General features: G+C 71.3%; 26 protein-coding genes. 17 read left to right on the forward strand and 9 right to left on the reverse strand.

Translation table 11 applies throughout. The annotated features are described in order from the left end of the window. The first annotated feature begins 1 nt into the window (after nucleotide 1). From BLV57_RS03750 to BLV57_RS03795, 10 genes are read left to right on the forward strand one after another with little or no spacing between them, the layout of a single operon-like run. Nucleotides 2–763, forward strand: a complete 762-nt coding sequence (locus BLV57_RS03750) for a hypothetical protein (protein WP_091286564.1) — start codon at nucleotides 2–4, stop codon at nucleotides 761–763. Further along, nucleotides 760–1,368 carry a hypothetical protein gene (locus BLV57_RS03755; RefSeq protein ID WP_091286567.1) on the forward strand — a complete coding sequence of 203 codons (609 nt, stop codon included), beginning with the start codon at nucleotides 760–762 and terminating at the stop codon, nucleotides 1,366–1,368. Before BLV57_RS03750 ends, BLV57_RS03755 begins: the two co-directional genes overlap by 4 nt. Further along, a complete protein-coding gene (locus tag BLV57_RS03760; protein WP_091286568.1) occupies nucleotides 1,361–2,482 on the forward strand; it encodes an acyl-CoA dehydrogenase family protein in 1,122 nt (373 codons plus the stop codon). Before BLV57_RS03755 ends, BLV57_RS03760 begins: the two co-directional genes overlap by 8 nt. After that, nucleotides 2,479–3,777 carry a hypothetical protein gene (locus BLV57_RS03765; protein ID WP_091286571.1) on the forward strand — a complete coding sequence of 433 codons (1,299 nt, stop codon included), beginning with the start codon at nucleotides 2,479–2,481 and terminating at the stop codon, nucleotides 3,775–3,777. The genes BLV57_RS03760 and BLV57_RS03765 overlap by 4 nt, the downstream gene beginning before the upstream one ends. Next, nucleotides 3,774–4,256, forward strand: coding sequence for a hypothetical protein (locus tag BLV57_RS03770; RefSeq protein ID WP_091286573.1), 483 nt, complete (start codon nucleotides 3,774–3,776; stop codon nucleotides 4,254–4,256). The genes BLV57_RS03765 and BLV57_RS03770 overlap by 4 nt, the downstream gene beginning before the upstream one ends. Further along, complete coding sequence (locus BLV57_RS03775) at nucleotides 4,246–4,689, forward strand: hypothetical protein (RefSeq protein WP_091286575.1); 444 nt, start codon at nucleotides 4,246–4,248, stop codon at nucleotides 4,687–4,689. The genes BLV57_RS03770 and BLV57_RS03775 overlap by 11 nt, the downstream gene beginning before the upstream one ends. After that, nucleotides 4,682–5,146: a hypothetical protein gene (locus BLV57_RS03780; RefSeq protein WP_143046973.1), complete on the forward strand. Its 465-nt coding sequence runs from the start codon at nucleotides 4,682–4,684 to the stop codon at nucleotides 5,144–5,146. Before BLV57_RS03775 ends, BLV57_RS03780 begins: the two co-directional genes overlap by 8 nt. Continuing rightward, nucleotides 5,143–5,715: a GNAT family N-acetyltransferase gene (locus BLV57_RS03785; protein WP_091286579.1), complete on the forward strand. Its 573-nt coding sequence runs from the start codon at nucleotides 5,143–5,145 to the stop codon at nucleotides 5,713–5,715. Before BLV57_RS03780 ends, BLV57_RS03785 begins: the two co-directional genes overlap by 4 nt. Further along, nucleotides 5,715–6,296 carry a holo-ACP synthase gene (gene acpS / locus BLV57_RS03790; protein ID WP_245757138.1) on the forward strand — a complete coding sequence of 194 codons (582 nt, stop codon included), beginning with the start codon at nucleotides 5,715–5,717 and terminating at the stop codon, nucleotides 6,294–6,296. The genes BLV57_RS03785 and acpS overlap by 1 nt, the downstream gene beginning before the upstream one ends. Beyond that, entirely contained in the window at nucleotides 6,293–8,071 is a 1,779-nt protein-coding gene (locus tag BLV57_RS03795; protein ID WP_091286582.1) for a carbamoyltransferase family protein, read from the forward strand. The genes acpS and BLV57_RS03795 overlap by 4 nt, the downstream gene beginning before the upstream one ends. Here the strand turns inward: BLV57_RS03795 and BLV57_RS03800 are convergent. Then, entirely contained in the window at nucleotides 8,037–8,663 is a 627-nt protein-coding gene (locus BLV57_RS03800) for a response regulator transcription factor (RefSeq protein ID WP_091286584.1), read from the reverse strand. The genes BLV57_RS03795 and BLV57_RS03800 overlap by 35 nt on opposite strands. Nucleotides 8,664–8,869: 206 nt before the next feature. Between BLV57_RS03800 and BLV57_RS03805 the strand changes: the two genes are divergently transcribed. Next, nucleotides 8,870–9,949: a GNAT family N-acetyltransferase gene (locus BLV57_RS03805; protein WP_176968485.1), complete on the forward strand. Its 1,080-nt coding sequence runs from the start codon at nucleotides 8,870–8,872 to the stop codon at nucleotides 9,947–9,949. On the opposite strand, the gene BLV57_RS03810 is transcribed toward BLV57_RS03805, so the two are convergent. From BLV57_RS03810 to BLV57_RS03820, 3 genes are all read right to left on the reverse strand, one after another. Beyond that, on the reverse strand, nucleotides 9,930–10,991 hold the full coding sequence (locus tag BLV57_RS03810; RefSeq protein ID WP_091286588.1) for a saccharopine dehydrogenase family protein: 1,062 nt from the start codon (nucleotides 10,989–10,991) through the stop codon (nucleotides 9,930–9,932). The genes BLV57_RS03805 and BLV57_RS03810 overlap by 20 nt on opposite strands. 75 nt (nucleotides 10,992–11,066) lie before the next feature. After that, entirely contained in the window at nucleotides 11,067–13,925 is a 2,859-nt protein-coding gene (locus tag BLV57_RS03815) for a hypothetical protein (protein WP_143046974.1), read from the reverse strand. Nucleotides 13,926–13,982: 57 nt separating this feature from the next. After that, entirely contained in the window at nucleotides 13,983–14,984 is a 1,002-nt protein-coding gene (locus tag BLV57_RS03820; protein WP_218134583.1) for an NADP-dependent oxidoreductase, read from the reverse strand. Nucleotides 14,985–15,062: 78 nt separating this feature from the next. Between BLV57_RS03820 and BLV57_RS03825 the strand changes: the two genes are divergently transcribed. The 5 genes from BLV57_RS03825 (at nucleotide 15,063) to BLV57_RS03845 (ending at nucleotide 19,608) form a co-directional block, all read left to right on the forward strand. After that, a complete protein-coding gene (locus tag BLV57_RS03825) occupies nucleotides 15,063–15,770 on the forward strand; it encodes a TetR/AcrR family transcriptional regulator (RefSeq protein WP_245757139.1) in 708 nt (235 codons plus the stop codon). 218 nt (nucleotides 15,771–15,988) lie between these two features. Continuing rightward, nucleotides 15,989–17,134 carry an acyltransferase family protein gene (locus tag BLV57_RS03830; RefSeq protein WP_091286595.1) on the forward strand — a complete coding sequence of 382 codons (1,146 nt, stop codon included), beginning with the start codon at nucleotides 15,989–15,991 and terminating at the stop codon, nucleotides 17,132–17,134. Nucleotides 17,135–17,166: 32 nt separating this feature from the next. Further along, complete coding sequence (locus tag BLV57_RS03835; protein WP_091286597.1) at nucleotides 17,167–17,988, forward strand: NAD(P)H-binding protein; 822 nt, start codon at nucleotides 17,167–17,169, stop codon at nucleotides 17,986–17,988. A gap of 88 nt (nucleotides 17,989–18,076) precedes the next feature. Further along, on the forward strand, nucleotides 18,077–18,883 hold the full coding sequence (locus tag BLV57_RS03840) for a nucleotidyltransferase family protein (protein ID WP_091286599.1): 807 nt from the start codon (nucleotides 18,077–18,079) through the stop codon (nucleotides 18,881–18,883). Further along, entirely contained in the window at nucleotides 18,880–19,608 is a 729-nt protein-coding gene (locus BLV57_RS03845; protein ID WP_176968486.1) for a metallophosphoesterase family protein, read from the forward strand. The genes BLV57_RS03840 and BLV57_RS03845 overlap by 4 nt, the downstream gene beginning before the upstream one ends. A 1-nt stretch (nucleotide 19,609) precedes the next feature. Here the strand turns inward: BLV57_RS03845 and BLV57_RS03850 are convergent, their stop codons facing one another. From BLV57_RS03850 to BLV57_RS03865, 4 genes are all read right to left on the reverse strand, one after another. Continuing rightward, complete coding sequence (locus tag BLV57_RS03850; protein WP_091286601.1) at nucleotides 19,610–20,029, reverse strand: hypothetical protein; 420 nt, start codon at nucleotides 20,027–20,029, stop codon at nucleotides 19,610–19,612. Continuing rightward, nucleotides 20,008–21,150, reverse strand: coding sequence for an acetate/propionate family kinase (locus tag BLV57_RS03855; RefSeq protein ID WP_091286604.1), 1,143 nt, complete (start codon nucleotides 21,148–21,150; stop codon nucleotides 20,008–20,010). Before BLV57_RS03855 ends, BLV57_RS03850 begins: the two co-directional genes overlap by 22 nt. A gap of 29 nt (nucleotides 21,151–21,179) precedes the next feature. Continuing rightward, nucleotides 21,180–22,439 carry a cation:proton antiporter domain-containing protein gene (locus tag BLV57_RS03860; protein WP_091286606.1) on the reverse strand — a complete coding sequence of 420 codons (1,260 nt, stop codon included), beginning with the start codon at nucleotides 22,437–22,439 and terminating at the stop codon, nucleotides 21,180–21,182. An 85-nt stretch (nucleotides 22,440–22,524) separates the two neighbouring features. Beyond that, a complete protein-coding gene (locus tag BLV57_RS03865; protein WP_091286607.1) occupies nucleotides 22,525–22,779 on the reverse strand; it encodes a hypothetical protein in 255 nt (84 codons plus the stop codon). A 40-nt stretch (nucleotides 22,780–22,819) separates the two neighbouring features. Between BLV57_RS03865 and BLV57_RS03870 the strand changes: the two genes are divergently transcribed. Then, nucleotides 22,820–23,554: a MerR family transcriptional regulator gene (locus tag BLV57_RS03870; protein WP_091286609.1), complete on the forward strand. Its 735-nt coding sequence runs from the start codon at nucleotides 22,820–22,822 to the stop codon at nucleotides 23,552–23,554. A 14-nt stretch (nucleotides 23,555–23,568) separates the two neighbouring features. Here the strand turns inward: BLV57_RS03870 and BLV57_RS03875 are convergent, their stop codons facing one another. Further along, the gene (locus BLV57_RS03875; protein ID WP_091286610.1) at nucleotides 23,569–24,438 is read right to left on the reverse strand and encodes an aminoglycoside phosphotransferase family protein; all 870 of its coding nucleotides are present in this window, start codon (nucleotides 24,436–24,438) and stop codon (nucleotides 23,569–23,571) included. Nucleotides 24,439–24,567: the final 129 nt, after the last annotated feature.

Consider the following 24,567-nt stretch of genomic DNA (forward strand, 5'->3'; position numbering starts at 1 on the left):
GGTGGCACTGGCGCTGGCGAGTGCGCGCGGACTGCGGGCGACCGGCCGCAATCCGTCGCCCTTCGACGCCGAGCTGATCGCGTACTACGACGATCTCCTGGCGCAGTCCGGCATGACGGTCGACACGCGGCTGCTTGCCGAGGGCCGCAACATCGACCATGCCGAACTGGCGGAGTCCGTTGTGGACGGTCTCGGCGAGCCGGACCTCATCCTGCTCGCCTACGCCGTCCCGGATCTGCACCCGATGACGACGGTCGCCGCGCGCGTGAACCACCTGCTCGGCGGGCGGGCCCAGAGCATGGCGATCTCCGAGCAGGGGCTGCAGGCGCCGTACACGGCACTGCGCATCGCCGACGCGTACCACCAAGCCGGGCAGTGCGATCGCGCCGTCCTGCTGGTGCTGGAACAGACGACCTTGCCCTATCACGACCCCATGGTGCATGACACGCCGCTGACCGACACCGCGGCGGCGATCGTCCTCGAACCCGGCGCACGGGGTTTCGGCAAGCCGTGGTCCGGCACGTCGGAGCGGCTCGCGGCGATGATCGACGAGCGCGAGGGCACGCTGGTGGTCGCCGGGCCGTGGGTGAAGACGGACCGGTCGGCGGACGTCCACCGCTGTGCCGACGGTACGTACTGCACCAGCGTGTGGCTCGCGCTGGCCGAGAACCACGACCGCTGGCACGGGCGTTACGAAAGCATCCTGCTGGCGGACGTCGACCCGCGCACGGGTAAGGCGCACGCCGTCGAGGTGGCCGGATGACGCTGGATTACTCCACGATGCTCGACGCGGCACACGAACTCGCCGCGCCCGGTGCCGTGGTCGTCGGACCGCACGGCTACGCCTACGCCTCGCCGGAGCGCCTGAGTGTCACGACCAGATGGATCGCGGCCAAGGACGGCTCGGTGCTGGAGTGCACCGGCAAGGACGAGTTCGCGCACCCGGTGACCGATGGCCTGGGCGTGTCCTGCGTCCGGATCAGCGCCCGCGCCGCGCATCGGGGTGAGCCGTCTTCGTTCGGCCACCGCCTGCTCGGCGCGCACGTGGACCTGCTCGACAACGTGGTCGCGCACACGATCGACGACCTCGCCGCCCGCACCGCCGAAGGCAGCACACTGCTGGGCCGGCAGCTGGTGCAGGCCGCGATCGCGGACGCCGTGGTCCTCGTCGACGAGGTGCGGGGGATGGCGGGCGGCGCCGCCATGGACCGCCATGTCCGCGCGCGGACGTTCCATTGCCTGGTCCGCGGCGGCCGGGATCTGCTGAGGCTGCTGGGCGCGGCCGGTTTCCTGGCCGGCGGCCCCGGCGGCGCGCTGCTGACCGCCGAGCTGGCGGGCACGCTCTACCTGGGGGCCGGGCATGATTGAGCTGCTGGACAAGCATTGCGTGGAGATCGCGGGCGAACTGCGCGCGCCGGGACTGGCGCTCGACCGGGACCCGGACGCGATCACGCGGTTCACCGGCCTGGCCGGTGTCCGGCTTCAACAGGCCATGGCCATTCCGCCCGAGTACGCCGAGCCTTATCGCGTCGACGGGCACGCGTTCGCCGGCGGCTCATGCCTGTCCCAGGTCGTGGTCGCGGACCGGCTGTCGCACGGCGATCCCGGTGTGCTGCTGGCGGCACCCGGACCGAGCCTGTCCGGCCTGGTCGTGCACGCGCTCGGCGACGCAGTGCAACGCGGCCGGTACTTCGAGCGGCTCCTCGCGGCGCCGACGTGGACCTTCTTCGCGCTCACCGAACACGGCAAGGGCACGGCGGCGGCCGAACTGGAAACGACACTGCGCGCCGACGGCACGCTGCACGGCGTCAAGCGGTACATCGGCAACGGCGCGCGTGCTCAGCTGGGCGTGGTGTTCTGCCGCAGCTCGCCGGGACCGTTCGGCATCGAGGCGGTGCTGGCCGACACCCCGGCGCCGGGGTTCACCGGGCGGATGCTGCCGACCACGGGCATGTCCGGCGTGCGGCTCGGCGAGCTGGAGTTCACCGGCCTGCGGGTGACCGCGGTGCTCGGCGCCGGGCGCAAGCCGAGCAGGCGCGGGCTGTTCGGCGCGCGGCAAGCACTGGAACGCAACCGGCTGCTGATCGCGGCCATGGCGGTCGGCGTGGCGGACGCGGTCGCCGATCACCTTGCTTCCCAGCGAAAGCATCCATCCACAATGGACAAAGCGAGGCTTGACGAACTCGCCGGGCGGGTTCAGCTCGCGCGGACGCGGGTGCGTGAGGCGGCCACCGCGCTCGACGCCGGACGGCCGGACACCCACCGGATCGCGGCGGCCAAGCTGACCTCGGCGTCGCTGGCCGAGGAGGCCACCTTGCTCGCGGTCGACCTGTTGGGACCCACCGCACTGCTCGACCACCCGTGGCTCGAGAAGACTTACCGCGACGTGCGCGGGTTCGGCATCATGGACGGCGTAGCGGATCTCCACCGCCTGCGGATCTTCCAGGGCGCGCTGCGGCGGGAACGGGGCTCGGCCGGATGAGCGCCACCGTCACCGCCGACCGGTCGCTGACCGGGAAGGCCGCGTCCATGGCGGCGAACTTCGTCGCGCTCAACGTGGCCGGGATCGTGCTGCAGGTGACCGTGCTGGCCTACCTCGGCCACCTCGGCGGCGACGCGCTCTACCTCAGATCCGTCTACGCCCCAGTGGGTTTCCTGAGCCTCGCGCTCGACGAAGGCCTCACGGCGGCCGTGCTGGTGACCGTCGCCGCCGCCCAGCGGACGCGCCGCGCCGCGACCGCGGGCTTCCCGCTGGCCGCGATGATCGTGCTCGGTTTCGGTGGCTTCCTGCTGCTGTCGCTCGTCGCCTTGGCGGCGAGCGGATCGCTGGCGGACCTGCTGGGCGTGCCGCCGAGCAGCCACGACGACGTCCGATGGTTCACCACGGCGATGCTGGCGTCCGAGGCGCTGGTCGTGATCCCCACGCTGGTCAGCGCGACACTGCGCGGCCTGGGCCGGGCACGCACCTCGACCGTGCTGGGCGTGGTCAGGATGGTGGTGTTCGCGGGCGCGGTGTTCGGTGTGCAGGCCGTCTGGGGGCTGGGAGCGCTGAGCGTGCCGGTCGGGTTCATGGCGGGCTCGATCGTCATGGCCGTGGTCGGCAGACGGGTGCTCGGCCGCGCCGGGATCGTTCCGACACCGCGTGGCGACTGGGGACCCGTGCTGCGGACGCTGCGGAGTGTCGCGCTCCCGGTCGGCGCGACGTTCCTGCTGCTGTCGGCCACCTCGCTGGGGTATCTGTGGCTGCTGCGCGACGCCTCCGCGGTCGAGGTGAGCGGCTTCGGCCTGGTGCAGACGCTGCAGGCGTACCTGGTCGTGCCCGCGATCGCGATCGGCTCCGCGACGGCGATCACGGCCACGCTCCACGGCGACGAGGCCAGGACCGGCGCTGTCCGTGCCTTGCTGCGGCTGGTGCTGCCGACCTACCTGGTCATCGTGGCCGCGGTGGTGCTGCTCCGCGCCGACGTGACGGCGACGCTGACCGCCGACCCCGCGGTGGGCGCGGCCGCGGCGGAGTACCTCGGCGTGCTCGGGCCGTCGTACCTGTGCCTCGGCCTCGCGCTGGCGGTGCTGACCTATCTGGAGCAGACCGGCCATGCCACCGGCGCGTTGCTGCTCAACGGGATCTTCGTCGGCTCGGTGTTCGCGGCGGGTGCGCTGCTGACCGGCCCGGTGCGCGCGCACGAGCTGGCACTGCTCATCGCACTCGGGCACGTCGCGGGCTGCGCGCTCGTGCTGCCGGTGACCCGGGTGCTGGAGCGGAGGCGGCTGCCGTGATCACGCTCAAGGCGGTGGGCGCCGACCCGTCGCGCGCCCACGCCCTGTTCACCGAACCGGACTTCTACTTCCGCACGCACATCCCGGACCTGCTGTCGGACAAGGAAGTGCGTGCGCTGGTGACCGAGGACGCGCTGCTGTGCGAGCAGGACGGCGTGGTGGTCGGGTTGATCTGGCTCGCCGCCCTGGTCGAGGCGGGCTACCCGGCGCACTACGCGTTGCATGCCCGGTTCACCCGCCGCTGTGCCGTGGCCGACGCCGCCGGCGCGATCACCGAAGCGGTGCGGGCGCTGCGGGCATGTCGCCCGGTCCGGCGGGTCACCCACGAGGTGTGCGAGGCCGACCGGCGTGGGGTCGAGCTGGCCGAGGAACTCGGCTTCGCGCTGGAGGGCTCGATCCCCGGCATGGTCACGCTGGTCGACGGCAGGCGCGCCGTTCGCTTCTACGCCAAGCTGTTCGAGGAGTGCCATGACGCTTGATCTCGCCGGCTACCGCGAGGAGCACGCCGACCTGGTCGCTCAGGTGTGGCGGGGCGGGCTGCTGCTGAGCGCCGGACCCGCCGGGCTCTACGCACCCGGGCCGCCTCGCCCCGACGAGTGGTGCCGCGTGCTGATCGCGCCCGGCGCCGGTGTCGCCGTGCTGGACGACATCGACTACGTGCACCGCACGACCCGGCTGAGCGTCGCGGCGCTGACCGATCCGGCGGGCCTGCTCGACCGGGCGATCGCCGCGGTCCGGGACCGGCTGCGCCTGCGGCGGGTCTTCGGCGTGCTGCCGGACACCGATGCCGAGGCCGCGGAAATCGTTGCCGCACAAGGCTTCACCGCCGAGGTGACGGTGCCGGAGCACGTCTGGCACGACGGCGCCGCGCGGGCGGGCACAATCTGGGGACGGTGCTTCGACGTTGACTGAACTCATGTTCCCGCCCTGCGAAGGAAACGAGCTGGCCGCCCGTCTCGGCGAGCTGGCCGACGCCGGGATGGCTTTCCTCGGCCGCGACACGCTGACCGAGCCGATCGGGATGCTGCGTGCCCGGTTCACCCGCGACGGCACCCGGCTGTTCGCCGTGCGGGGTTCGGCCGGGTTGTTCGGGGTCACCGTCAGCACGCTGAATCCGTACCAAGGTGAGATCGACATCGCACTGCCCGGCGCGGACGAACAGTCCTATTCGGACACCATCGCCGCGGTCCTTCGGCTGTGCCGAAGCCATTTGGCGCTGCGCTCGGTGCTGCGGTTCGAACCGAACCGGGACGACCGGGCCGCGCATTTCGAACGCGCCGGGCTGAGCCTGCTCGGCGTGCTGCGCGGGGCGCGGTACACCGGCGGCGCCTATCACGACCAACGAGTCTGGCGGGGAGTCACCGGATGAGGTCACTGCGGATCAGGCTGATGCGCCACGAGGACATCGACGACCGGGTGCGGCTCTACACCGACGGGACGGTGCAGCGCAACACCACCCACGACGCCGCGCTGATCCCGGCCGCGCGCCTGCGCGCGATGCACCGGGAGTGGCTCGACGAGCGGTGGCACGAACGGCGGATGTACCGGGTGAGCACCGGGCAGGACGACCTGGTCGGGTTCACCGCGCTGTACGACATCGACTGGCGCAGCCGGACCTGCCACATGGGGATCATGCTGGTGCCGCGGTATCAGCGGCGGCTCGGGCTGCTCGCCGCGTTCAGCATGTACGACTACGTCTACGACGTGCTGAACCTGCGGGTCGTGCTGCACGAGGTGATGTCCGGCGTCGAGATGATGTTCACCGGCGACCAGGTCCGCTCGCTCGCCCAGGCGACCTCGCCCGACCACTGCTACACCGTCGGCGAGCACCGCACCTGCTACTGGTGGTCGCAGACCAAGGCCGACCACGAGGCGGTGCGGCGGCGCAACGCCGAGCGCGGCGCGCGGGTGCGGCGACGCCTGGCACAGGGGGCGTGATGGCGATGCGGGTGGGGGTCGACCTCGCGCGGGTCGGCGAGCTGGACCGGCTGCTGCGGCGGGCGTGGTTCCGCCGGTACGTCTACAGCGCGGCCGAGCTGAGCAAGTCGGAAGCGCTGAGCGGGCCGAGGGCCGCGGAGTTCCTGACCGGCCGGTTCGCCGCCAAGGAGGCGGTGCTCAAGGTGCTGGGCACCGGCATTCTCGACGGCGTCGCGCCCAGGGAGATCGAGGTGCACGCCGAGGAGTCCGGAGCGCCGGTGACCCAGCTGGCCGGCGCGGCGCTCGCCGTCGCGCGGCGGCTGGGGATCGTGTCGGTGACGGTCTCGATCGCGCACAAGCAGGCCGATGTGGTCGCTGTCGCCGTGGGGCAGCTGTCCCAGGTGGGCGCCGAGCTGGACGCATTGAGCCCGCTCGACGACCCGCTGCTGTGGGCGGCGCGGTGCTCGCTCGACGCGGCGACGTTGCTGCTGCAGGCCTACGCGAACGAGGACCGCGAAACAGTGCTGGAGGCCGTCGCGGCGGCGCGTGCCAGCGTCAGCGCCGCCTCGGGGGCGGCCAGCAGAACGGGGGACAAGGCATGAGTGTGGTGCTCGGCTACAGCGGGTTCGACGGGTCACGCGAGTTCAAGCAAGCCCATTTTCCCGGGCTGACGGCCGGTGAGGCGCGGCTGTACCAGGGCCTGGACTCGGCGGCCGCGCTTTTCGTCGACGACCGGCTGGTCGCGGCCGTTCAGCAGGAGCGGTTTTCGGGCGAGAAGTTCGATCATCGGTTCCCGGCCGACGCCATCCGGTCCTGTCTCGGCGTCGCGGGCCTGTCGATCACCGACGTCGACGAGGTGCGGCACAACTTCGACTACGGCCCCTTGAAGGCGTTCTCGCAGGGCGACGAGGTGAGCAAGCGGCGATTCGACACGGTGTACGCGCCCGCGTGTCAAACCACCTTGCTGCACAAGCATTTCCCTGAGCTGTCGGGCCGCGTCGACGTGCGCGCCGTGAACCATCATCACGCGCACGCGCTGACCGCCGCGGTGCCGAGCGGCTTCGACGAGGCGCTCGTGGTCGTGCTGGACGGCATGGGTGAGCTGCACGCGGTGACCGTCCACCACTGGCACGACGGCAAGCTGACCCGGCTCGCCGCGCTGGACTTCCGCGGCAGCCTCGGCCTGTTCTACGCGGTGCTCACCCTCCACTTGGGATACTGGCCGAACAGCGACGAGTACAAGGTGATGGCGCTCGCCGCGTCCGGTGACCCGGAGCGGTTCTCCGGCGCCATGGCCGAGGCGATCACGCTCGGCGCCGAGGGCAGGTTCGACGTTCCGCTGCTGCGGCTGAACCGGGACTCCCGCGCCAAGGAGACCTTCTCCGCGTCGCGCGAATGGCTTGCCGCACAAGGATGCCCGAGCCGGGACGGTGAGCTGACCCAGACGCACATCGACCTGGCCGCCGCCGCGCAGCGGAGGCTGGAGCAAGCGCTCGAACACCTCGTGCGCCATTGGGTGGGCAAGACCGGGCTGCGCAAGATCGCCTTCGCGGGCGGGGTCGCGCTCAACTGCGTGGCCATCGGCAGGCTGGCCGCGTCAGGACTGGTCGACGCGGTCTACGTGCAACCGGCGGCCGGAGACGAGGGGACCGCCGTCGGCGCGGCACTGTCCGGTGTGGACCTCGCCCGCGCGGCGGCTGGCTATCCGGCGCTCACCTTCCTCGGCCCGGACGTCGACGACGACCGCGTCCCCGACGACCAGCCGTACTTCACCGCCGAGGTCCAGGAGGCGGAGAGCGTCGCGGCGCGCCTGCTCAGCGCGGGGCACATCGTCGGGTGGGCGCAGGGCAGGCTGGAATTCGGGCCGAGGGCGCTCGGCAACCGCAGCATCCTGGCCGATCCGCGCCGCCGGGAGATGCGGGACCGGGTCAACGCCGCGGTGAAGTTCCGCGAGGACTTCCGGCCGCTGGCGCCTGCCGTGAAGTCGGAGTGCGCCCGCCGGTACTTCGAAATCCCCGACGGGACGAACATGCGGCACATGACCGTCGCCGTGCCCGCCCGTCCGGCGACCGCGGGCGAAATCCCCGCGGTCATCCACGACGACGGGACGGCCCGGGTCCAGGAGGTGCACGAGGCCGACCATCCGCGCCTGTGGCGGATCCTCGACGAGTTCGAGCGGCTGACCGGCGTCGGCGTGCTGATGAACACCTCGCTGAACGTCAAGGGCCAGCCGACCGCGAGGTCGGCAGGCGAGGCCTACCGCACCTTCGACCTGTCCAAATTGGACGTGTTGTTCGTCGGAGATCAGCTGTACGCCAAGGAATGGGCGGTTCCGGACGTGCTCAGCGCGCTGAACCGGCGAGTGGAGGCCAGCTAGCATGGCCGGTACGGGCGAACCGCATCAGGTGCGAGCGGCGGCGGGTGCCGAGCTTGTCCCTGATCGTCTCCAGGTGCCGGTTGACCGTGCGCACCGCGATGCCGAGTTCGGCGGCGATCTCCTGGTTGTCGTAGGCCTTGGCCAAGCAGCTCAGCACGTCCCGTTCCCTGGCGGTGAGCCACGGCCGGTACTCGGATTGCCCGAACTCGCCCGCGATCAGCGCGGCCAGCTCGGCGGGCACGACCGGTCCGTGCAGCACCTGGGTCACCGCGCCGGCCAGCGCGGCGCCGGTGGTGGCCTTGCTGACGTAGCCGTGCGCGCCCGCCCGGATCGCGGGCACGATCTCGGCGAGCGGCGCGTGGGCCAGCACCAGCACCCGCACGCCGGGATGCCGGTCGCGCACATGCCGGATGAACCCGAGCGCGCGATGCTGCCCCAGCGACACCACGTCCGGCCGGAACTCCTCCAGCAGGGGCAGCGCCTCGTCGGCGTCACTCGCGCCCTCGATGGACCGCGCGATCCCCGCGCTGGTCAAGCACAGGCCGACACCGTCCCTGGTCACCGGATGGTGGTCCACCACCAGAACCCGCATCGTGGCCCCTTCTGTGAGGTTTCGTGATCACCCATCGTGGTCGAGACGCTTCCCGGATCGACAGGGGGTCGCGACCCGGTGCGGCGGGAAATCCTCCTGGCACAGGCGGTACCGAAAGGGGAACAGACGGGATGGGGACCACGGATTTCGCGCGGCGATGGCGTTCTCGGGCACAGTATCTGTGGTCGCAGGGCACGGACAGCCGCGTGATCGCCACCAGGACCTGGCTCGAGAACCGGGTGCTGCCCTGGTCGGCCGTGACCTCGGACGCGGGCCCGGACGCGCCCACCATCGCCTACGCCGGTCCGGCGCACGGCATCGTGAAGATCCACCAGATGCTGGAGAAACGCCGGGAGGCACTCGGCGCCGTGACCACCTCGCGAGTTCAAGGCCGGGCCGATCGGGAAACGCTGCTGCGAGGGGACGTCCTGCCCGACGCGGACCTGGTCGCCGTGGCGGGCTCCGCGGCCCAGATCGCGCGGCTTCCGCGTGACTCGGCGCTGACGTTGCCGTTCCGGCTGCACATCCTCGCGAGCACCGAGGACGGCGGCGACGGCTGGCGACGGCGGATGTCGAAATCCGAGCGTCGCTGCGCGCTCGCATTCCAGCGGACCGGGGCGTGGGCGCTCGAGGTGGCCGGGGACGCCGCCTCGCTCGACTGGTTCTACCACCGCATGCATGTGCCCACCATGCGGTCCCGGCACGGCGCGCGCGCCCGCAGCGAGTCGCTCGACTACGCCAGGGAATGCCTGTTCCGCAAGGGAATGCTGGCCTTCGTGACCCGTGACGGCGAACGGGTGGCCGGCATGCTGTGCCGGTGGGAACCCGGCACGGGGATCCTGAGCGTCCGCCTGGTCGGTGTGCTGGACGGCCTCGCGGAGCTGTACGAGGACGGCGCCATGCGCGTCAGCGATCACCTGATCCTGGAATGGGCCAGTGCCAATGGCGTGCGGCAGGTCGACTTCGGCGGGTGCGAGCCCTTCCTGAGCCTGGGCACCTTGCAGTGGAAGCGCAAGGTCGGGCCGATGGGCGAGCTGGCGCCCAATCACCTCGGAAGCCTGCGCGTGTGGTGGCACGCCCGCCGCGACACCCCGGCGGTCCGCGACTTCCTGGCCGCCAACCCGGTGGTCGAGATGACGGCGGGCGGCGGGCTGCGCGCCGTCTACTTCCAGGACGACCGGCGGCCCGCGCGGCTGGACCTCGCCGCGACCCGCGAGGGCATCGACGGCCACCGCGTCGTCGAGCTGGACGAGTACTTCGCGGGTGTCATGGCACCCGCGCGGTGACGGCTCGAAGCCGCCGCCGGACCGCGAGCAGCCGCTCGCGAAGCTCGTCGAGTTCCCAGCCGTCCGGTGCGTCGGGCAGGTGCTCGCGGAGTGCTTCCCGGGCCGTGGGGGAGAAGACGATCCTGCCCTCGGACAGCCACGCGCCGTCGAACCGCGCGGCGTGCTCGTTCCAGGCGACGGCCTCGGCCGCGGACAGCCCGGCGGGCAGCCGCAGTTCGATGTCGTTTCCCCGCACCTGAACGGGATAGCCGCCGGGCAGTCCCGACGGGCCCGGCAGATGGGTGGCGAACGCGGTGCCCCGCAGCGCGGCGTCGATCAACCGGCCTGCCGCGAACCCGGTGATCTCGTTCAGCTCGGCGCGCCGCACCGAGCGCTGTGTCGCCAAACGCCCGCTCACGTCGGTCACCGGCGTGCCGTCGCTCCAGGCCATCGCCTCAGGGCAGCCGGGCGGCGGGGTGTGGAGCTGTGCGTGGTGCGCGAGCACGTGCAGGCCGGTCTGGTCCGGCAGACCCAGGTCGAGTTGAAGGGCCGTGGCCACGACGGCCACATTGCCTACGCCACACCAGATCGGCAGCCCCAGCGCGGCCAGCACGGGGTTGACCGCGTCGGGGAAGCAGGCGTTGACGACCAGAGTCCCGGGGGAGCGCGCGCCGACGGCCCGCGCGACGGCGGCGGCGAGGTGAGCCTGGAACGGGAGGCTGACGCCGAACCCGGCCCTGCCCATCAACTCGGTCCACCCGGAGGGCGAGGTGGTTCGCTCCCACGGCGATTGCTCGGACGCGCACACCACACAGATCCGGGCGTCTTGGACGAGCCCTTCGAGTGCCTCGGTGTTCTCGAGGTCGAGATCGGCCGCGGCGAACCGGAGGTCCTGGTCACGGGTCGCCGCCCGTGCCCCGGCGATGAACGCCACCTCGGCGGCCCGCTCCCGCGACCGCCCGACGATCAGCGCGGTCGCCGGGCCCGTCAGCTGGGCGGCCAGCGAGTGGCACACGGCGCGCGCGAGTGAGCCGGTGCCGAACACGACGACGTCGAAAGCCATTCGTGCAGGCTAGGGCCCGGCCTTCCCCGCGGCCAGGGAGCGCGCCTGGGCGAAACCGGGAACCTTTCCCGGGCTTCAGCGATGCGCGCGGCGCCAGAGCGCGGGCCAGCCGCCCTTGCCCAGCAGCGCCGCCGGGATGCGCAGGCCGTGCTCGGCGACGCGGTCCCAGAACAGCTCCACGGGCGCGCCGAGTTCGGCCGCCGCGGGCAGCGCGCGCTGCCACGGTCCTTGCTCGTCGGACAGATCGCTGGCGGGAAAGCCGCGCAGCAGGACCTTTTTCGGCTCGGCGACCGGCACGGTGTCCAGTGTGGACTCGGGTGCGCAGGTGGCCGCGATCGCCAGCGCGCACACCAGCTCGGCCGAGGGACGCTGGGCGACCGAGCGGGCAAGCGTGTCGTCGCCGAGCAGTTTCCCCATGGCCAAGCGGACGGTCCGCGCCACCGTGTCCAGTGCGTGGGCCGGTGCGATGTCCGGACGGCGCACGAGCGCGCGCAGCGTCCGCGGCAGTGGGGAGCCGTCGGTGAGCGCCGCGAGCCGGTCGTAGGTGCGCAGGTCCGGATCGAGCTTGCCTACCGCGGTGGCCAGCGGACGCACGCGCGTCGCCCGCCACAGGGCCGGCACGCCGAGGCCGTCCTGGAGAGCCGCGCGAAGCAATTCGACGTGTTCGGCCGGGCCGATCCGCTTCACCGCGATCACCGCCGCGTCCGGCTCGAAGTCGGCGGGACGGCCAGGCCGCCCGAACCCGCGAGCGAGCGTGACATAGGCGTGCCGCGCGGCCGTGGCCTGCGCCGAGGCCAGCTCCCGCGCCACCGCCGTGGCCAGCGCGCCGGTGAGCTCGGGGGAGAGCTCACTCGCCGCGGCACGCCGACCGGAGCCGCTGCGCACCGGCGGCACGGGCACCAGTGGCTCGGCCGCGGGCGGCACGGGCGCGGGAATGCCCTCCACCCAGTGCTTGACGTGCTCTTCGAGCCCCGCGGCGACCTCGTCGTTGAACCGCGCCCGCAACTCGTGGACGTGCCAGCCGCCGGTGTGGCGCCGGATGTCGAGGTTGGCCACGATGCGGCCGTCGGCGGGATCGCGCAAGGCCATCAGCACGCATTGGCCCCGGCGAGCCTGATCGGCGTACCACGACTCGCCGATGCAGTTGCCCATGTAGCCGGACCACTCGGCCAGCTGCCTCGGCTCGCGGCCCAGCTCGATGATCAGCTCGGTGCCGTCGAGGACCTGCTTGTCCAGAGTGGACACTTCGGGTGGGAGCGTGAAGTCGCCGACGCTGGCCTCGGCGATCACCGCGTCCGCGCTGACCCCGGCCGCCAGCTCGGCCCAGCCGCCGCAGCGAGGTGGCGGCGCCGCTCCGAACCGGACCAGCTGCGCGACCTCGGCGGCCATGAGCGGTATCGAGTCGGTCCGCGGGGTGGCGGGCGTCTTGTAGTCCAGATCCGGGCCCGGCCGCTCGTGGCGCACGGTGGCGTGCTCGGCGCCGTGGAAGGGCGCCAGCGCGTCGGCGAGGTCCGCGAGCCAGAGGAGATCATGCGGCGTTTCCACCGAGGCCGGATCGGCCTGGCCCGCGGCGAGCCGCTGCGCGAGCGTCCCCTTCGGACCGTCGGCGTGCGCGTCGGCCAGCGGCGGCTGCTCCCAGCCGTCCGGCGACCGCGAGAACCCCGCCGCGGCGCGCCACTGCCGCAGGTGGGCGGCATGCCACGGCTTGCAGGTGTCCCAGCAGTTGTGCAGCGGCGTGCCGTCTTCGAAAAGCAGATCACCCACGGCGTCCAGCACGACCACGCCGTAGTTGCGGGCCATGGCGGTGCGGGTCTTCACGTAGGTCTCGGTCTTCGCGGTGATCGTCCGTTGTGGACTCAACACCTGAACCACTTGGTGCGCATAGCATCCTGGCCGAGCCGGGTGGCTGTAGCCGCCTTCAGGACGGCGCGCGGCCTGGGACCGCTCCTCCTCGGTGAGGCAGGCTTCGGCCACGAGCAGCTCGGCGCGATGCTTCTCCGCCGCGGCCGCGAGACCTTCGTCGGACAGGGTCTTGGCGAACCGCAGCAGCGCGATGGCCGCGATGGCGTCGTCCAGCAACCGGCCGAGCTCCTGCGCGGTCCACCACTGGGGCGGCCGCCAGCGAGCGGCGGTCACCAGCGTCGGCTCACCGTCGATCGACCACGCCAGCCGCCGCATGATCGCCTCGTCGAAGTGAGCACGATGCCGCGCGCGGAGCTTGTCGATCCGCTCGATCCGGGTCTGCGTCGTGGCCCGCCGTTCCGTGCGCTCCCGCTCGACCAGCCGCCCGCACACGTCGTCCCACAGGCTCAGGATCAGCGTCAGCCGCCGCGGCCGTGGATACCCCGCCAGCACGCGGCCCAGATGATCGGCCACAGTGGACGCCGCGCCATGCGGGAACGGGTCGATCCCTTCCGGCGCACGGAGTTCGAGCACCCGCTCCAGCTGCTCGGGCCCGAGCAGGTCCGACGCCGCCGAGGCCAGCTGCAACGCCGACCACCGACGCTCGGCGACCGCTCGGTGTGCGGCCGCCCCGACTCGCTTGGTCGCCGAGGGCCCGAACAACGCCACCAGCACCGCGGCCCGATCACCCAGCCGCTCCGCCCCGTCGGCGCCCAGGAACTGCAGCGCGGCGAGCACCGCGTCCCGCCGATCCCCTTGCGCCCCCGCCAGCCGCGCCGAGGTGAACCCGCCACCGAGATCGACCCCCGCGCCCGCGGCGGTCTCACTTCCGTTCCGCACGAGCAGATCGAGCCGCCTCGCCGCGTCCCGCAGCACCTCGGGTTCCGCGCCGGGCGGGCCGACGGCGACGGGTGAACCGGGCGCGTCCGCCCGCGCGTCGGCTTGCCTGGGCGTGGTCCGGCCGCCGGGCGTGGGGAGCCAGCAGCTCGACCCAGGCCCGGCCGTCACGCCGAACGCCAGCCGGATGGACACGCCCACCATTGTCGCGCACCCGCGCCACCGGTTTTGGCGCCGCGAACGCGGTACTGCCTAGGGCAGGGCGAGGATGAGCTTTCCGGTGTTGCCCCCGCTGAAGAGGGTGAGCAGGGTTTCGGGGAAGTCTTTGATGTCGCCTTCGACGATGTGCTCGGTGGAGATGAGCTGGCCGGTGCTGACCCATTCGGCGAGTTTCGCCTGTGCTTCGGGGTAGCGGTGGGCGTAGTCGAAGATGACGAACCCGGTCATGGACGCGCGCTTGAAGAGCAGCTGCAGGTAGTTGGCCGGGCCGGGCGTTTTCTGGGTGGCGTTGTACTGGGAGATGGCGCCGCTGATGACGACGCGGGCGCCGGGGGCCAGGCAGGTGAGGACGTCGTCGAGGATGGTGCCGCCGACGTTGTCGAGGTAGATGTCGACGCCGCCGGGGGCGTGAGTGCGCAGCTGGGCGCGGATGTCGCCGGCCTTGTAGTCGATGGCGGCGTCGAAGCCGAGGTCGTCGACGAGGTGGGCGCACTTCTCCGGTCCGCCCGCGATGCCGATGACGCGGCAGCCGTTGATGCGGGCGATCTGGCCCGCGACATTGCCGACGGCGCCCGCCGCGCCGGAGATCACGACCGTCTGGCCGGGTTCGAGGCGGCCGACGTCGAACAGCCCGAAGTAGGCGGTCATGCCCGCGATGCCGAGCGCGGCCAGGTGGGTGGGTGCGGGCGCCAGCGAGGTGTCGATCCTGGTGACGGTGTCCTCGCGGCCGAGTGCGTAGCGCTGGACGCCGAACGGGCCGGACACGGTGTCGCCGACCGCGAAGTCCGGGTGCCGGGAGTCGACGATCCGGCCGATTCCGCCGGCGCGCATGACCTCGCCGAGCTTGACCGGCTCGACGTAGGTGCGGACGCCGGAGATCCAGCCGCGCATCGCGGGGTCGAGGGAGAGGTGCTCGACCTGGACGAGGAATTCGCCGGGGCCGGGCTCGGGTGCGGGCTGCTCGCTGTAGTCCCAGTCGGAGGGCTGGGGCAGGCCGGTGGGGTGGGCGGCGAGGCGGATCTGGGCGTTGGTCACGAGCGCACCTGTTCTTACTGTTGGTAGGTTAACGACGTTACGTTGACATGGTTACGGTAACGGTGTCAACTTACGAACGTGGTGACCAAGCGAGTGCGGGCCCGGCGCGGCTACGGCGCCCTGCTGGGGGATGAGCTGCTGCGCGCGGCCGAGGAGCTGCTCATCGCCACCGGCAGCGAGGACGCGGTGACCGTGCGCGCGGTCGCCGAGGCGGCAGGCGTCACCCCGCCGTCGGTTTACCGGCATTTCGCCGACAAGGAGGCGCTGGTCGAGGCGGTCTGCCTGCGTGTGTGGACCGAGCTGAGCCAGCGCCTGTGCGCGGTCGTCCAAGAGGGACGGGACCCGTTCACCACGCTGCGCCGGGCCGCGCGGGTCTACATCGACTTCGCCCTCGAGCACCCGGTGCAGTACCGGACGCTGATCACCCGGCCCGCCACCGGGCCCGAGGCCGCCGCGGCCGTCTCCGCCTGCATGGAGCATTTCGTCGACAACGTGGCCGCCTGCGTCGACGACGGCGTCTTCCAAGGCGATCCCCGGGTGTTGACGGCGAGCCTGTGGTCCGCCGTCCACGGCTGCGCTTCGCTGCTCATCGCCCAGCCGCTGTCGCACTGGCCCGCCGACACGGACGCGGTGATCGAGCAGACCATCCGCATGGCGGGCTTCGGCGCCGCACTCGCTTCCCGGCTGCCACGCACGGTGGTGACCAAGGACCTGGCAACCAGCCTCGACGAACTCGGCAGCCGGTTGAGCGCGGACACCGGCGGAAATCACCCGGAAACTGCCTGAAAGCTGCTGGCGAAAGTTCCTGGTGACCGTCGCGGAAGTTGATCTAGCTTGGACTCGTCGCGACGTCCGAACGCAGTAGAGCCTCGCCGATCCTGACGGTGTTACCCGAGTCGCGATGTCCTTAGTGGACGGCGGCCGTGTGTTTCCGTGGAGGGATCCTGAAGACGTCTTCAGCGAGCTTAAGGTTCGCTTCAGCGGCGCGGCCGAGGCTGTCCGGCATGCCGATGAGTTACGCCGAGTACCTCGCCACCCGCCATTTCCACGGGCTGACCGGCGTGCGCGCGCTCGCCGCGGTCGCCGTGGTGTTCTTCCACTACGGCGGGCCCGCGCTGGGGCCGTTGCAGGGCTGGATCGCCGTGCACTTGTTCTTCGTGCTCTCGGGTTTCCTGATCACCACGCTGAGCCTGCGCGAGGAGGACCGGTCCGGGCGGGTTTCGCTGCGTGCGTTCTGGGTGCGCCGGGTGTTCCGGATCATGCCGGTGTATTACACGGTGCTCGCGCTGACGGCGGTGTTCGTGGTGATCGGCGGGCAGTACTGGAGCAGCAGGCTGGGCGACGCGATGCCGCTGTATCTGGTGTTCGGCAACGAACTCGTCGACTACAACACGCCGCTGGGTATGTCGTGGACCTTGGGTGTGGAGGAGAAGTTCTACTTCGTCTGGCCCGCGCTGCTGGTGCTCACGGCGTTGGCGAAAAGCCGGAAACTGTGGCTGCGCACGGGAATCTGCGTGCTCAGCGTGGCGGCGGTCGTCTTCGTGGTGCTGCCGCTGACGAACGGCGAGGGCATGGGGAAGCTCGCGGCGCACTACGTTTCGCTGGTCATCGGCTGCCTGCTCGCGCTGCTGATGCATCACCCGAAGGGTTTCGCGCTGGTGCGCCCGCTCATGCGGCCGGTCGTCGCGGTGCCCGTCGCGTTGGGGTTCTGTGTGTTCCAGCTGTTCGTCGGCGACTTGGTGCCGCTGGTCGGCGGGATCCCCTGGTTCACCCCGATCTACGCGCTCGTGTCCTCGCTCCTGCTGGTCGCGGTGGTCGCACCCGGCCCGGTGCAGCGGCTGCTCGCCTGCCGCCCGCTGAAGTACATCGGCGACCGGTCCTATGGGCTGTACCTGAGCCAGGTGATGGCGGCCGCGGTGACCGGGGTCATCGCACCGCCCGGCTGGGGCAAAGCCATCGCCACCGCCGCGGTCGCGCTCGGCATCGCCTGCGTGCTGTACCGCTGGGTCGAGATGCCGATGATCACTCGCGGCAGGCAGCTCGCGGCGAAACTGCCCCAAGCGAGCCCCGTGAAAGCGCGCACGGCGGCCTCTGAGGTCGTGAGTGTTCCGGCCGGTTCTAACCGGCCTAAACACTCACGACCCCGTTAGGGTGGGAGCCCTGACATCACTGGGGAGTGACCATGATCGTTGTGGCAGGGGCGACCGGGAACGTCGGACGTGAAGTGGTTCGCCACGTGCTCGAGGCAGGAGCGCGGGTGCGGGCTCTGACCAGGGACCCGGCGAAGGCGGCGGTCCCAGCGGGCGCCGAGGCCGTCGCGGGTGACCTGACCGACCCCGCGTCGCTGGCGCCGGCGTTGGCGGGCGCGGAGGCGTTGTTCCTGCTCAGCGGGTACGCGCCGGAGATATTCGCCGAGGCGGAGAAGGCCGGGGTGCGGCGCGTCGTGCTGATGTCCGGCGGCTCGGCCGAGACCGGCGACCGCACCAACGCCGTCGCCCGGTACATGATCGACACCGAGGACGCGCTGCGGGCGTCCGGGCTCGCGTGGACGATGGTCCGCCCGCGCATGTTCATGACGAACGCGTTCCAGTGGTCGCCACAGGTCAAGGCCGGGGTGGTGCGGGCGCCGTGGCCGGATGTCCCGTCCGCCGTCATCGACCCGGCCGACATCGCGGCGGTGGCCGCGCGGGCGCTGGTCTCGCAAGGCCACGAGGGCCGCGTGTACCCGGTGACCGGCCCGGAGGCCCTGCGCCCGGGAGACCGGGTCCGCATCCTCGGCGAGGTGCTCGGGCGCGAGATCCGCTACGAGGCGCAGCCCGACGACGAGGCCCGCGCGGAGATGCTCACCCAGATGCCCGAGCAGTTCGTCGACGCGTTCTTCGCCTTCTACTCCGGCGGAAAGCTCGACGAGGCCACGGTGTTCCCGACCGTCGAGGACGTGACCGGCCGTCCGCCCCGCACCTTCGCGGACTGGGCCCGGGCGAACGTGGGGCGTTTCCAGTGACGCGAGACGCATAGCCGCGTTTTAAGCAGGCGCCGAACGGGAATCGCCTGAAAATGGCCGTCGAAGAACTGAGTGAGCGGTCCGGCTCATGACCGAGCAGGAGCTGCTCGAGACGCTGACCCGGGTGGTCACCACCATGAACCAGACAGGTGTCAGGTTCGCGGTGGGTGGCGGATGCGCGGTCTACGCGCGCGGCGGCCCGCCGTCGGACCACGATGTCGACCTGTTCCTCAAGGAAGAGGACCTGCCGGTTGCGGTGAAGGCGCTGGTGGCGGCCGGCCTGCGGGCGGTCGAGCCGCCGGAGGACTGGCTGTCCAAAGTGTACGACGGGGACCGGCTGGTCGATCTGATCTTCCGGCCCAACTACCGCCCGGTCACCGACGAGCTGCTCGACCGGGCCTCGCTGATGCGGATCGGGCCGACCGCCGCGCCGGTGCTCAGCGGCACCGATCTGCTGATCGACAAGGTGCTCGTGCTCGAGGCGCACCGCTGTGATTTCACGCCGCTGCTGCGGGTCGCCAGGGATCTGCGCGAGCAGGTCGACTGGCGCCGCGTCACCGAAGAGACCGCCGAGTCGCCGTACGCCGCCGCGTTCTTGGGCCTGCTGGAAGCGCTCGGGATCATCGAACGGAGGGAGACGCCCATGCCGGAGACACCGCAATACCTGGTGGCGCATCTGACCAAGGCCATCGCCGAGGACCCGAGGACGGCCGAGCTGGGTGTCCGGGTCACCGTGCGCGGCGACCACGTGCACCTCAGCGGTGAGGTGGCGTGCGAGAACCGCAAGGCCGAGCTCGACGCGGTCGTCCGCGACTACGTGAGCACCGAGCTGGTGCACAACGACGTGCGGGTGTCCGACTCCCGCGAGCCCACGCACCACGAGGACCTCCGATGATCCGGATCGCGGCCGTCGGCGACATCCACCTCGGTGAAGACGCCCGAGGGCAGCTTCGCCCCGCGCTCGAGAACCTGGCGAGCCACGCCGACGTGCTGCTGCTGGCTGGCGACCTCACCCGGCACGGCAGCCTGGACGAGGCACGGGTCGTCGCGGACGAGTTCGCCGGGCTGGCGGTGCCGATCGTCGCCGTGCTGGGCAACCACGATCACCACAGCGACGCGGCGGACCCGATCGCCGCGATGCTGGAGGAAACCGGCATCACCGTGCTCGAAGGCACCGCGACCACGCTGCAGATCGGCGGCCGCACGCTCGGCGTCGCGGGCGCCAAGGGGTTCGGCGGCGGCTTCGCTGGCAAGTGCGCCAGCCGGTTCGGCGAACGCGAGATGAAGGCCTTCGTCGAACACACCATGGAGACCGCCGGCCGCCTCCGCGAGGCGCTGATGAGCTTGGACACCGATTTCACGGTCGCGCTCACGCACTACGCGCCCATCAACGGCACGCTGCACGGCGAGCCGCCGGAGATCTACCCGTTCCTCGGTTCGTACCTGCTGTGCGAGCCGATCGACGAGAAGCAGGCCGACCTGGCGATCCACGGCCACGCGCACTATGGCTGCGAACAGGGTGTGACGCCGGGTGGGGTGCGGGTGCGCAACGTCGCACAACCGGTGATCAGGGCGGCCTACGCGACGTACGTGCTCGCTCCGGAGACGGTGAACGCCTGATCTAGGTGTTCCGGGCGGTGGCGATGCGCCGCAGTGCCCGCGCGACCAGTTCGGGTTCGGCGACCGTGGCCGTCAGCGAAGGATGTTTGATCAGGCCAGCGGGGACAATGCCGCGCACGGGTTCGTGGAAGGTGACGCAGACGCCCGCGTGGGTGTTCGTGCCGAAGGTGAGTCCCCCGTCGGCGAGCGACAGGCGCGGACCGATCGCCTTCCACGCCGAGAACGGGCCGGTGACCTCGGCGCCCGCGACATTGGCGAGCGGGGTGCTGACCCGCCACGGCCCGAACTCGACCAGCAGGCCGTCCTCGCCGAGTTCAAGCCCGCCGCGCAGCCAGCTCAGCGCACGCCGGAAGCGAGGCTCGACGACGAACTCCGCGTGGAGCTTGTAGTGCACCCAGGTCATGCCCTCGCGACTGTCCATGGTCGGGTATTCCCGGCGCGGCCAAGGTCAAACTCCGCGAGAGAGGCGAGCTGCAGCTCTTCGCGTGAGCGGATGGCCAGCACCGGCACGGCGGCGCCCGGCTCGCTGATCACGGCGTCGGCGTCACGGCGCGAGTCGAGGCCGCCGCGGATGCCGAGCACGCCCAGCCCGGTCGCGATGGCCTCGGTGACTTCTGGCTGATCCCAGCCGATGTCGCCGGTGAACACCAGCGCGTCCACCGACGGCAGGCTCGCGGCGACGGCGGCGATCTCCCGCGCGGCGCGATGCTGGAAGGTGGCCAGTGCGAAGCTCGCGCGGACGTCGCCCTGGTGTGCCGCGCGGACGAGGTCGCGGGTGTCACCGGAGGTGCCGGACAGGCCGAGCAGCCCGGACTCACGCTGGAGCCCGGTTTCGAGCTCCTCGAGGGTGAGCTTGTGCTCGCGCAGCAACCACAGCAGCAGGCCGGGGTCGACTGAGCCGGACCGCTTGGACATCATCAGGCCTTCCAACGGCGTGAAGCCCATCGTGGTGTCCACGCTGCGGCCCCGGCTCACCGCGCACGCCGACGAGCCGCCGGACAGATGCGCGATGAGCAGGTTGAGCTCTCGCGCGGGACGATCCAGGAGCTCGCAAGCCCGGCCCAGCGCCCAGCCGTACGAAATGCCGTGGAAGCCGTAGCGGCGCAGTCCCCAGCGCGCTCGCCAGCTTTCCGGCAGCGCGTAGGCGCGAGCCCGCTCCGGGAGGTCTCGGTGGAACGCCGTGTCCGGGCAGACGACCTGGGGCACGGCGGGCAGCCGTTCACTCACGAAGTCCAGCAGCGCCAATGCCTGCGGCATATGCAGCGGCGCCAGCGAGGCGGCGTTGTCCAGCAGCGCGCGCACTCGCGTGTCGACGCGCGTCGGCCGGGTGATGTCCGGTCCGCCGTGCACGATCCGGTGCGCGACGGCGTCCACAGTGGACACCCGGCTGATCAGGGTGCGCAGCCCGCCGAGCGTCTCCTCGGCATCGGGCGGCTTCTCCGATTCGAAGAAGTCCACCACGGCCCCGTCGGCGACGACGTGTGCCCGCATCGACGACGAACCGGCATTGACGGTCAGTACCTTCGCGGCGGTTTCGCGCATGCGAGGCGGGTACCGCCTCGCCGCCGCTGCTAAACCTCGCGCGGGGTGTGCCCGCCCGCGCGTTCGATCCGGAGTATCGCCGGTTCGGCGAGAATGCCGTGCACCAGTACGGAGATCGCGACCGCGAGCGCGCCGATCCGCCACAGCGCGTCCTGCCCGTCGACGTCGGCCCTGCTCAGCGCGTAGGCCAGGTAGTACAGCGTGCCGATGCCGCGGACCCCGAAGAACGCGATGGCGGCCGAGGCCCGCCCGCCCGCCGACGAGCCGATCAGGGAGAGCCACCCCAAAACGGGGCGCACCACCAGCACCGCGACGACGGCGATGACCACCTCGACCGGGCGGAGCCCGCGAAGCAGGCCGTCGCCGAGCGCGAGACCGAGCCCGAGCAGCGCGAGCGGGACGAACAGCCGCTCCAGCTGGTGGCCGAACGCGTGCAGCACCCCGTGGTAGTCGTGTGAACGCTCCTGGGCCCGCACCACGATCGCCGCCACGAACACGGCGACGAAACCGTTGCCGTGGCACAGTTCCGCCACCGCGTAGGGCAGGAAGGCGAGCGCGAGCAGCACCAGCCCGTCGGCGTACTCGGCCAGCCGCAGCCGATCCGAAGGCGTGCGGAACATGGCCCAGCCGAGTGCCCGGCCGCCTGCCAGTCCGATCACAACGCCGGTCGCCACCGGCAGCACCAAATCGACGAGCACGTCCGCGAAGTCCATTCCGGACCCGCCGGCGAGCGCCAGCGCGAGCAGGACGAACGGCATGGTCAGGCCGTCGTTGAGCCCGGCCTCGCTGGTCAAGGTGAACCGGATTTCGTTGTCACGGGCCAATTCGGGCTCGACGTCCGGCGCCGGGACGCCGACGTCGCCCGCGAGCACCGGGTCGGTCGGCGCCAGCACGGCGCCCAGCAGCAGCGCCGCCCCCGGCGTCAGCGCGAGCCACCAATATCCGAGCGCGGCGATCGCGACGATCGACAGCGGCATGGTCAGCCCCAGCAGCCGCCACGTCGAGTCCCAGCGTTTCAGCCCGAACGGGCGGTCGACGCTCAGCCCAGCACCCGCCAGCGCGACGAGGATGCCCAGCTGGGTGAACAGCTCGACGCCGGACAGATGAGCCGCCGGATCACTCCAGCTGTCGCCGTAGGGCGAGGGCAGCGGGAGCAGGCCGAGCCCGATCCCGGCGACGAGCATCACGAGCGGGACCGAGAAGGGGCGTTCCGCGACCAGCTTCGGCACGACGGCGGCGGCCAGCGCGAGCAGCCCGGCGATCCCGAACAGCACGGTCAACGAGGACACCGCACTCCTCCTGCCCGCCGGATCCGCTCCGGTGGGTTACCCCGGGCGGTGCGAGCCAAACAGGCCGGATCCGGGTTCGTAAGACTTATCTCGCCAGTAGCCGCTCCAGCTCTGTCCCCGCCTCGTCGTAGCCCGCGTCGGATATCCGTTGCAGTTCCAGCAGGCCGCCCGCGGCGACGGCGCGGCGGGTGAGCAGCCGTCCGGCGTGCATGCAGCCTTCGTCCAGCAATTCACTCAGCTCGCCGACCTCGCCGTGGGCGTCGGCAAGGTCGGCCAGCCGGTCCAACGCGGTCTCGTTGCCCTCGTCGGCCAGGGCGCGCAGGGTTTCTCGGGTCACCATGACGACATGCTGCGACCTTGCCCCAGGGGTAAGGTCAAGTGTGCTCACCATCGGCCAGCTCGCCGGGTATGTCGGAGTGTCGACCAAGACGATCAGGGTCTACCACGACAAGGGGCTGCTGCCTGAACCCGACCGCGACGCCTCCGGCTACCGCCGGTACGGGGCGGGTGCCGCCATCGAGCTGATCAAGATCCGGACGCTGGCCGAGGCGGGCGTCCCGCTGGCCCGCATCCGCGACCTCCGGTCCGCAGGGGACGACGAGTTCCAGCGAGCGATCGAGGAGATCGACGCCGGGCTGTCCGCCCGCATCCGCGGCATGCGGGCGACGCAGAAACGTCTCCGGCAGCTGGCCGAGGGGCGGTTGCTGGCGATACCCGCCGAGGTCACGAGCTATCTCGAGGAGTTGACGCGCTTAGGGTTCAGCGAACGGTGGGTGGCGCTGCAGCGCGATCTGTGGATTCTCGTGTTCACCACGCACCCAGAGGTCGCCGTCGCGCTGTTCCGGGACCAAGCCGAGATCATGGCCGACCCGAAGTCACGCGGGCTGTTCCTCGACTACGACCGCGCGCATGACTTCGACAGTCATGACCCCCGGCTCGAGGAACTCGCCGGCCGCATCGTCGACGCGACTCGTGAGCGGTACGGGACCGGGGAGCTGCCCGGCGTCGAGACCGACTCGGCGATCCCGGCCCTGATCCAAGGCGCCGTCAACGCGTCGTCACCGGCATGGCGACGGCTCGACACCTTGATCCGCACCCGGCTTGGTCAGGCGTAGCTCGGCAGCGTTGGTCAACCGGCGAGTGCGTGGTTGATCTGACGGGTGGTCTGCGCGGCGACGCGGGGATTGACGGCCGCGTAACAGGTATGGGCGTTCAGCCCGGTGGCCAAGGCCCAGCCGCGACCGCGAGTCCACGTGGGATCGTCCACATCGAGCGCGGCGCGGAAGGTGGCTCGCGTCTCGGCCGACATGAGGGTGAAGGCGATGATCAGGTCGCGGGCCGGGTCGCCGGCGCCGAGTTCGCCGAAGTCGATGACGGCGCTGAGCCTGCCGCCGGTCGTGAGCAGGTTGCCGGTGTGGAAGTCGCCGTGGAACCAGGCGGGTGCCCGGTCCCATGCGGGAGCGGCGAGGGCCGCGTCCCACAGCTCGGTCATCGCCGCGGCGTCGAACGCGTCGCCGACCTTCGCGATGGCGGATCGCGTCGCCGTGTCCCGTTCGGCCAGCGGCTCGCCACTGAGATCCCCGGGAGGTTCGGCGTCGAACCGGTGGAGTGCGGTCAGGAACCCGGCCAGCGCGCGGGCGGCCTCGTGTGAGCCGGAGAGGGCGTCGACGGTCGCCACCTCGCCGTCGAGCCAGCGCGACACCGCCCACGGCCAGGGATAGCCGAGGTCCGGTTCTCCCACCTCGACCAGTACGGGTATGGAAAGAGGCAGCCGCGGGGCAAGCCGGGCCAGCCACTCGGCTTCCTTTCTCGCCTGCTTGATCGCGCCGGCGTGGCGAGGAAGCCGGACGGACAGTTCGCCGCCCAGCCGGTAGATCACATGATCCGAGCCGGCGGGGGAGTAGGGCAGCAGCGGCAACTCGGCCCACCGCGGAAACTGGGTATCGACCAGCCGCCGCGCCAAGGCGAGATCGATGGCCGGGACTGGTTCGACGGTCAACTGTGGCTCCTGTCGCTCACCGGTTGCGGTGACCACGGTTTCATGCACTCGTCGGCTCGATCAACCGCTTTTGAAACCGGCGATCCCGTTGCGCGAATTCGCGTTTTGTGGCTTGTCCGGGATGTTCGA

This window comes from Amycolatopsis xylanica, from assembly GCF_900107045.1.
Lineage (GTDB): Bacteria > Actinomycetota > Actinomycetes > Mycobacteriales > Pseudonocardiaceae > Amycolatopsis > Amycolatopsis xylanica.